Source organism: Microvirga arvi, assembly GCF_016892765.1.
GTDB lineage: Bacteria > Pseudomonadota > Alphaproteobacteria > Rhizobiales > Beijerinckiaceae > Microvirga > Microvirga arvi.
This window is the reverse complement of the sequence record NZ_JAFEMD010000119.1, coordinates 1-7,439: the sequence shown is the minus strand read 5'-3', so window position 1 is coordinate 7,439 and position 7,439 is coordinate 1. Positions and strand designations below refer to the sequence as shown.

General features: G+C 57.7%; 11 protein-coding genes. 5 read left to right on the top strand and 6 right to left on the bottom strand.

Going from position 1 to position 7,439, the window contains the following annotated elements; translation table 11 throughout:
• The first annotated feature begins 123 nt into the window (after window positions 1-123).
• Entirely contained in the window at window positions 124-432 is a 309-nt protein-coding gene (locus tag ILT44_RS29445) for a DUF5076 domain-containing protein (protein ID WP_204243163.1), read from the top strand.
• A gap of 13 nt (window positions 433-445) precedes the next feature.
• Window positions 446-763, top strand: a complete 318-nt coding sequence (locus ILT44_RS29440; protein WP_204243162.1) for a hypothetical protein — start codon at window positions 446-448, stop codon at window positions 761-763.
• A 683-nt stretch (window positions 764-1,446) separates the two neighbouring features.
• Here ILT44_RS29440 and ILT44_RS29435 read toward each other — a convergent pair.
• Window positions 1,447-1,662 (bottom strand): hypothetical protein, encoded by a 216-nt coding sequence (locus tag ILT44_RS29435; protein WP_204243161.1) that lies wholly within the window; start codon window positions 1,660-1,662, stop codon window positions 1,447-1,449.
• Between the two features lie 959 nt (window positions 1,663-2,621).
• On the opposite strand from ILT44_RS29435, the gene ILT44_RS29430 reads away from it, so the two are divergent.
• Both ILT44_RS29430 and ILT44_RS29425 read left to right on the top strand, forming a co-directional pair.
• Window positions 2,622-2,963, top strand: a complete 342-nt coding sequence (locus ILT44_RS29430) for a VanZ family protein (protein ID WP_204243160.1) — start codon at window positions 2,622-2,624, stop codon at window positions 2,961-2,963.
• Window positions 2,964-3,049: 86 nt separating this feature from the next.
• The gene (locus tag ILT44_RS29425) at window positions 3,050-3,622 is read left to right on the top strand and encodes a histidine phosphatase family protein (protein ID WP_204243159.1); all 573 of its coding nucleotides are present in this window, start codon (window positions 3,050-3,052) and stop codon (window positions 3,620-3,622) included.
• Window positions 3,623-3,822: 200 nt separating this feature from the next.
• Here ILT44_RS29425 and ILT44_RS29420 read toward each other — a convergent pair whose 3' ends face one another.
• The 5 genes from ILT44_RS29420 to ILT44_RS29400 form a co-directional block, all read right to left on the bottom strand.
• Window positions 3,823-4,002 carry a hypothetical protein gene (locus tag ILT44_RS29420; protein ID WP_204243158.1) on the bottom strand — a complete coding sequence of 60 codons (180 nt, stop codon included), beginning with the start codon at window positions 4,000-4,002 and terminating at the stop codon, window positions 3,823-3,825.
• A gap of 21 nt (window positions 4,003-4,023) precedes the next feature.
• Window positions 4,024-4,419, bottom strand: a complete 396-nt coding sequence (locus ILT44_RS29415) for a hypothetical protein (protein ID WP_204243157.1) — start codon at window positions 4,417-4,419, stop codon at window positions 4,024-4,026.
• 179 nt (window positions 4,420-4,598) lie between these two features.
• Window positions 4,599-5,195 (bottom strand): hypothetical protein, encoded by a 597-nt coding sequence (locus ILT44_RS29410; protein ID WP_204243156.1) that lies wholly within the window; start codon window positions 5,193-5,195, stop codon window positions 4,599-4,601.
• Between the two features lie 981 nt (window positions 5,196-6,176).
• Window positions 6,177-6,470 carry a PilZ domain-containing protein gene (locus tag ILT44_RS29405; protein ID WP_204243155.1) on the bottom strand — a complete coding sequence of 98 codons (294 nt, stop codon included), beginning with the start codon at window positions 6,468-6,470 and terminating at the stop codon, window positions 6,177-6,179.
• A 65-nt stretch (window positions 6,471-6,535) separates the two neighbouring features.
• A complete protein-coding gene (locus ILT44_RS29400) occupies window positions 6,536-6,793 on the bottom strand; it encodes a WGR domain-containing protein (RefSeq protein WP_204243154.1) in 258 nt (85 codons plus the stop codon).
• Window positions 6,794-6,981: 188 nt separating this feature from the next.
• Between ILT44_RS29400 and ILT44_RS29395 the strand changes: the two genes are divergently transcribed.
• Window positions 6,982-7,317 (top strand): hypothetical protein, encoded by a 336-nt coding sequence (locus ILT44_RS29395; protein WP_204243153.1) that lies wholly within the window; start codon window positions 6,982-6,984, stop codon window positions 7,315-7,317.
• Window positions 7,318-7,439 lie beyond the last annotated feature (122 nt).

The window sequence follows — 7,439 nt, the reverse complement described above, 5'->3', positions numbered from 1 at the left end:
CCAGATCGATGATCTGCTGCCGTGGGCCTATGCCACCACGCCGGACCTCAAGGCCGTGGCCTGAGAACATCGCTTACAAAACCTCACAAGCAAATGACCCAGTCCATTTCAGGAACCAAGAGCATGAGAACGCTGCCCCACCCGCCTGACGCCGAGCGGGATCCAGACTCGCTTGAAATGCTGCGTGGTTGGATTGTCGACGGTGAACTGCAGGTCGCCCTATCCTCCTGGGTATGGCAGGACGAACCGGCTCAGTGGGGACGACTCTTGGCTGACACAGTCGGCCACCTAAGCGATGCAATCAGTCGAGAAACCAATCGCCCCAAAGAAGAAATCTTTGACGAAATTGCCCACTGCTTGCGGCACTACCTTGGTAGTCCAAGAGAGTTGGAAGGTGATTTTGTGGAACCTAAGAGAAAGCAAGACTCGTGAGCGAGGCTTCCCTATGTCATACGACTTGGTGGTCGGCATTGACAACAAGGCCAAGAGCAACCCTGTTGTCATAGGAAAGATTGAATACGATGAACTTCCGATGCTGTCTTTGCTTATTAAGCGGCGGGATTCCTTCTTCCTGACGCGAATTTCCAACCTCTTTGTAGACGAGTTCTTCTCCGTAGACGAGCTTTGCGAGGCCCAGGGCCATTTGTTCGAACTCATGCTCGCCGACCTTAGGCCGCAGGAACGTCAACTGCTGCACAAGCTCATCGCAGTCGTAACATACGCTCTGTCATTGCAACTACCACTTCACGGCATAGCCGATTGACGCGTTAGCCCACGTGTCATTTTCTGTTCAGCCATGCTCCTGGGCTATTCGCCCAATGGGGCCAATCCTTGGCAATCACAGATCGCGGTATCCCTTCCTCCGCTTCGCCTGAGCGACAGCCTCCAGCGCTTGCCCCGCCGCGGTTTCGTTGGCATGGATTTCGACCCTTTTCTGCCTACTGGTGCCATACACGTCCCTAGTTGCGCACCACGCGCACGATCCTGAACAGATAGTGCTCGATCATGAGGGAGTAGAAGCGCCGGATGCTCTCAATACAGCCAAGTTTGTATTGGCAAGCACAGGGAGGCGACGTGTTATGATTTGAATACAAAACAAAAAAGCCGCGCTCAGGTTTATCCCCAAGTTCGCGGCCTTTTACCCGTATCTGCCCCCACGGATCAGGAAGTTAATCTTGGGAAATTTGTCGTTTTTGAAAATTCCTTGATCAATGCTTGCTCTGTAAGCTGATTCCTCAGCAGCCGGTACTTGGTATATTTACTTAGACTATCTGGCCTCATCCAAGAGCTTCCATGCACCGGTCCCTCATTGAAAAAGTTCACCCTCGATGGAACCAAAGCGGCACAAGGGCATTGATCTGCACCACCGGCCTCTTCTGCCCCCACGGCCGGCACCTTCGAAGCGCTCCCTTGTGGGGCGCTTTTTCTTTGGCCGCTTCCCTAGAGCTAATGCTTGGCGTGCGGACTCGCGTCGCCAGGTCCAAGCAGTCGCTCGGCCGCGTCGGCAATGAACAGGTGCCAATAGGCCTCGACCTCCCGCTCAATGGCCGCCCGACGCTGTTCCTGGCTCATCCTGATGCGAAACCAGGGCGTGGCCTCGATCCGCTCGCGCAGCAGGGCGCGGGCGGTAATTTCAATGAGATTATCGCCCGCACCCGTCATCGGCTCCCCCGTGAATCAACAATGTGTAGGAAGGATACCCCGGCCGTTCTCGAGCAAGTCTCGTTTCCTGTGGAGGAATCAGCTCGCACCAGGCCGAGCCGCGGAGGGATGGAAGAGACGGGAACAACGCCAAGCTGGCCGCATTAACTCGGCTCAAGGATCCCCTTCAACCCCTTGACCTCTTAAGCCCCTCACACCCCATCGTGAGGGGCTTTTTCTTGTGCCAAGCTGAAACGCAACCGGACCGGACGAGTTGGGGTCATGAAGGTGATCAACCTTCTGATACAGAAGTCTCCGAGCAGATGAGGCCTTCTTGCCTGTCAACCCCGGACAAGGAGGCCTTTCTGTTGCCCTAGATCCTAATCTGTTTGGGATGGCTCAAAGATCCCGAGACCATAGATCTTCCCGAGGCTGGTCGAGATCACGACGATGTTGTGACACCCCGCTGGATCCGCCCTCCAGTTCTGAATGGCTCTCTGCGAAATAAACACGTCGATCCCCAGTCTCGCGGCGAAATGGGGACCTGTTCTCTGCGTACGGTTCACGTCATCCCAAGAGATCTGCATCCGGTTCGCCCGACGATCCTGTCATGCCGGCCCCATAAAAAGGTCCCCCGCCGGAGGCCGAGAGGGAGCAGGATGCAAAGGGAGGAGTGAAGGGGAGGTTGCCAGGGGTACAAGGATCGACAACCGGCTTGATTAGCGGCTCGAACCGTGGCGACTTTGCGCTTTCTAGAGGAAAGTTTTCGCCAGTATTCGCGCCCCTGCCGAAGGCCTGTTCGAAGCGCGTTTTACTGAATAGGCGCGACAGCGTCCCATAAGCCGGCGGGGAGACTTCGCGAATACGCAAAATCAGGTTTCATACTGCGGCTTATGCGAAATTACGCGGCCTTTATATGGGGCATCAGAAGCCCAAAAGAGCCATGCACAGTTCCGGCGCAATCGGCTAAACCGCTCCCCATGACACCCAATAGCTTCTTCCGCTGGATCGCTTGGCTGCTGGTCTTGGCCATTGCGGTCTTTACCCTCTCGCCTATCGAGTTTCGGCCTATCACTGCGGCACCGGTCAGCTTGGAGCGGTTTGTGGCCTTTGCAGCCATTGGAACCGCGCTTTGCCTCGGCTACCCGAAACACCGCCTCCACATCCTTGTGCTGCTGGTCGGGATCGTAGGCTTCCTGGAAGTCGCCCAAAACCTTGTTCCGGGCCGCCATGGTCGCCTGCCGGATGGTGTGGTGAAGGCATCGGGCGCCCTCCTCGGAGTAGCTTTTGCCATGCTCGCCGCCCGCCATAATCGCTTTTGATCAATGCGTTCCTGCGAATTCATCCTCTAGGGGAAGTGAAGTCACGGCCTTTGCAGGCTACGCTGCACCTCTTTTCGGAGGTCCGCGTGAGCGCTGCCTACTTCATCACCCACCCTGAAGTTGTGGTTGATCCGAACACCCCCGTCCCTCAGTGGCATCTATCGGACACGGGTGTTCATCGGATGCGGGCTTTTGCCTCTCAGGCTGATCTGGGCAGACTCTCTGCCGTTTGGGCGAGCACCGAAACCAAAGCGATTGAAGCCGCCGGCATCCTGGCGGGCCAGTTCGGACTTCCCGTTGGCGTACACCACGGGCTGCATGAGAATGATCGCAGTGCGACCGGATTTCTTCCACCTTCGGAGTTTGACCGGATGGCGGATGCATTCTTCGCGAGGCCGGAGGAGAGCGTGCGAGGCTGGGAGCGTGCGGTTGATGCCCAAGCCAGAGTGGCTGCTGCTGTGGATGACATACTTCAGGGCTTCTCGGGTGAGAGCATCGGGTTTGTAGCCCATGGTGGTGTTGGGACGTTGCTTCTCTGCAAGTATCTCGGGATACCAATCACCCGTACAGCTGACCAACCGTTCCAGGGACATTTCTGGGCGTTCGACGTTGCGACACGCCGTGTAATCCATCGCTGGCGCGAGATTGCTCCCAGATGAGACGTGTCGTTTCATACTGGGTGTTATGCGAAATTACACGGCCTTCGCACGCATCGAGATGGTACCGTCGTATAGCCCACGACACTGGTCCAAAGACCTAATCTCTACTGGTCCAAAGACCTAATTCTCTTGCTCAAGCCGCACACCCGAATGGTGCCTTCCCGCAGGCCGTAAATTCCCGTTAACCATGATCCAGGTTGTCAGATGGCCGGAAAGCCGTCGGATTGAGGAAACGCGCCATGTACAAGCTCGCTCTGGATAGCTTCATCTTCAGCTTCGTGTTCAATGTCGTATTGGGCATAGGTATCTGAACCAGCAGGCGTCCACCTCATTCCATACAGGGCGTTATGCGAACCGTTCATACCTAAACCATCGCTCACACGCGCACGTGACTCCGTGACTCAGAGCTTAAGCAAGATGAGCCTCTCACAAGCTCCCTTGAAGACTGCCGCGTAGGTGCGCAAGCTGGGACGGACTTGGAGCCAATCTCGAGATACAGTCTTGGTCTTCAGTCCTTCGAGGGTGTCGGACTCAGCCCGGATTTGGAAGCGCTTCTGGGTGCAGTCGATGAGTTGTCGCACATAGAGATCGCCTGATGTCTCGCCCGTGGAGCGGGTAATGACATCGAACTGACTTTTCCCGACGCGCCGTGCGTCGATTATCGTGTAGGTGAGAGGACTACCGCCAGGCACCGGGATCTCATAGGGCTCGAAAGGCTGCTTGCTCTGAGCGATAACGGGAAGCGTCAGGGCTGTGAACGCTCCAGCCGCGAGTATCGTCAAAACTATGTTGTTCATCATAGCCTCCATCCCCGATGCCCCTGCCATATGAACGCCAGTCCGGTTCAACCTCTGCTCGAAGGGATGAACTCGCAAACGAGCCTTTGAGCTACCTCGGATAGAGTTCCCGTTCCATACAAACGATTATGCGAAATCGCTATACGGTTGGGAGGCTTCCAATCCGTACGTGGTGCGACCTAGGGCTTGGACATCCCCTGGTAGCCGTTCGGCAGAGCGTCACCGATGATCTTCACGACGGCCGCCTTCATCCCGGGCAGGTCACCCTCTTCTAAACTGACCCTGCCCCAGAACAGGACATGGTTGTCGGGAAGATCCGCCGCGACGGTGCAGAAATTGTCGCCATCCCCGCAGTACACGTCGGCCACTGGTGCATGGCCAATGCCGGTCTCGACCACATAGCGGCGCACCGGATCGTCCTTGTCGATGGTCATCGTGACCCTGCCGATGCCGCCAGTCAGAACCGCAGACGTCCGGGCCCTGAAGCGCCAGCTGGTCCTGACATCCTTATCCGCCGCACCACGCAGAAGGAGCATGTAGGGATGCATCTCGGAAGGAGGCGAGGCCTTCAGCAGGGCTACGGACTCCCCGGGCCTCCTGGAGCGGACCGCGTTGGCTTCGGCCTGCACGCTGGACAGGCCGACGGCCGTTCCTCCCATCGTCAGGGTGCTGCCGTCGGGCACCACGAAGACGTTGCCGTCGAGCGTCACCTCAAGCGCAAGTGCCGCCGACGTCAAGGCCATTACCGCACCGAGGGCGGCGCGAAGTACTCTCATGCGGGTGCTCATGCTGTCAGGTATGATCCAATGGGATATGCACAAAGCCTTACTCAAGGTAAATAATCCCTGCTTGCTTCAGAGCGGTTCCATACACGGCCTTCCGCGAAATCCGCCTCTGCTGCCGGTATGGCGGACGGCGCCTCCGCCATCCTCCCGAGAGCAACCGGGCCGTTTGTGGCCCCGTCCCCACCGCGTTCCCCACCCGCACGAGCTGCATGGCCTCGTTCTACAGATCGCGATAGCCTCGCCGGCGCTTGGCCCAAGCCGCCCACTGCGCAGCCCCCGCCGCCAAAGCCAGTTCAGGGCTGAGCAGACGCCATAGAGCAGAGCTGCTGTCAGGAGGGCAGCGGGCCAGAAGTAAATCGCGTGGGCAGTGTAGTAGCCCAGTCCGCTCGGAATTAGCACGAACTCGATCCTGCCCAGTGCCCAAGTGAGCAGCAGCCCCAGGGCCGTCACGGGCAAGGTCACCAGCATCAGCCCGAGATTGGCCAAGCCGTCATGCGCCGTGCGGGTGAAGTCAATCCAGGCATACAGGGCAAGGGCAAGATACAGAGCAGGCGGAACATACGTCCATCGCATGCGCGCCATTCCGGTCCACCTCCTGATCAAGGCACTATACCACAGTCATAGCTACAGATCCCGATACCCACGCCGCCGCTTCGCCTAGGCCATCTTCTCGAGCGCCGCCCCGGCCTCACTCCGCAGAGGAAACCGGCCGTTGCGCGCCTCATCCCCACCGGCGCGGTCTGCGTCGGCTCACGTCCAAGGCTGAGCGGCTTTTCAGAACGGGTGTTACGCGAATTACGCGCGGCCCCATGCGCGCAAAGAAACGCCCCAGCCGAGGGGAGTCGTGGACCCTCAGCCAGGGCGTCGCTCCATCCTTGGGGGCTTGGAGATTGATCGGGCTGATACGCTACGCGCCCGGTGCCGGCATCCTGTTCCGGCTGGTGTAAAGAATCCGTAGCCGCGGCTACGGATTCACGCGGCTATCGTACGGGCGGCGAGATCGGGCCGGACTTTCAGCTGTTCCAGGAACATGATGCCGTGATTGGCTCCGCGGCTCCACATCCGGAATGCTCGCACCCGGATGCCTCGGCTCGGGACCTCAAGGTCGAACTCGGGCGGGATGGCGGAGATATCGGCAAAGTAGATGCGGGCTCCTGTTTCAGAGAGGTCCCTCACCGTACAGTCGAGGACCGAGCGGCGGTTGTTGAACACGACCCGCGCCTTGAGAGCCGTAGGCCAGCGTTTGCTCGAACGACGCTCATCCATTCCCACTTGCTCCTCTGTTCCTGGGATTCGCGTCATATATTAGGCCACCTTGGTTAATTGCCAAGCTAGAGGTCCCGATACCTCCTCTTCCGCTTCGCCTTGGCGATTGCCTCAAGGGCCTGGCCGGCCTCAAGCTCGTTAGGGAATACCTCGACCAGCTCCTGCCCGTTGCTGCCGATCCGGCCCCAGTTGCGCACCAAGCGCACAGTCCCGAACAGATCCCGCTCGATCATCAGCGAGTAGAAACGCTGGATGCCCTGCTCTGGGTCGATCCGGTGCAGCACCAGATGGTGCTTGATCGGCGAGCGGAGATCGTCAGGCATGCTGTCTCATCGTAATCATTAAATTCTTGTTTGACTCCTACTAATACTCATTTAGACTTAACCCGTATGAATTATTAGACGTCTCCAAAGTATACTAAGTCCTTTTCAAATAAAATTTGTCTGCGATAGTCCATCCCATTGAATATTACTTTGCTTTTCGACTCACATATTTATTATGCAGGACCCGAATGCTTTCGGATGCTCCTTTTCCCCTTGATCAGTTCTCTGCGATTGTCAGAACCGCAATCCTGAAAGAGTTTGGAGGCCGTTGCCCAACCATTCGGGAAGTCGCCCGCATCCCCGACACGTACTGGCTGAGCACTCCCGGTATCGGCTCTAGCACTGTTGAGAAGATCCACTCTCTGGCCAAGGTCTCGCCCCAGCGAACCCGTCCTCCCTCACCCGACCAGTTGTCATACGCCGAGTTGACGGACGCTGAGTTGTTAGACCATCTCGAGGCTTTGCGAGATGAACTTGATCACATCCGGGACGCCCTCAAGATCCGGATGGCGAAGCAAGCCTGAAGCCGGGCTCCTTCCGCCGAAGAGTAGCGAACACACTCGTCAGGCATTAGGGCTTGGCAGGCAACTATTTGCCAATTCAAGTTCGCGGCGAGAGCGTGTAATTCCACGTGGGACAGACGGCA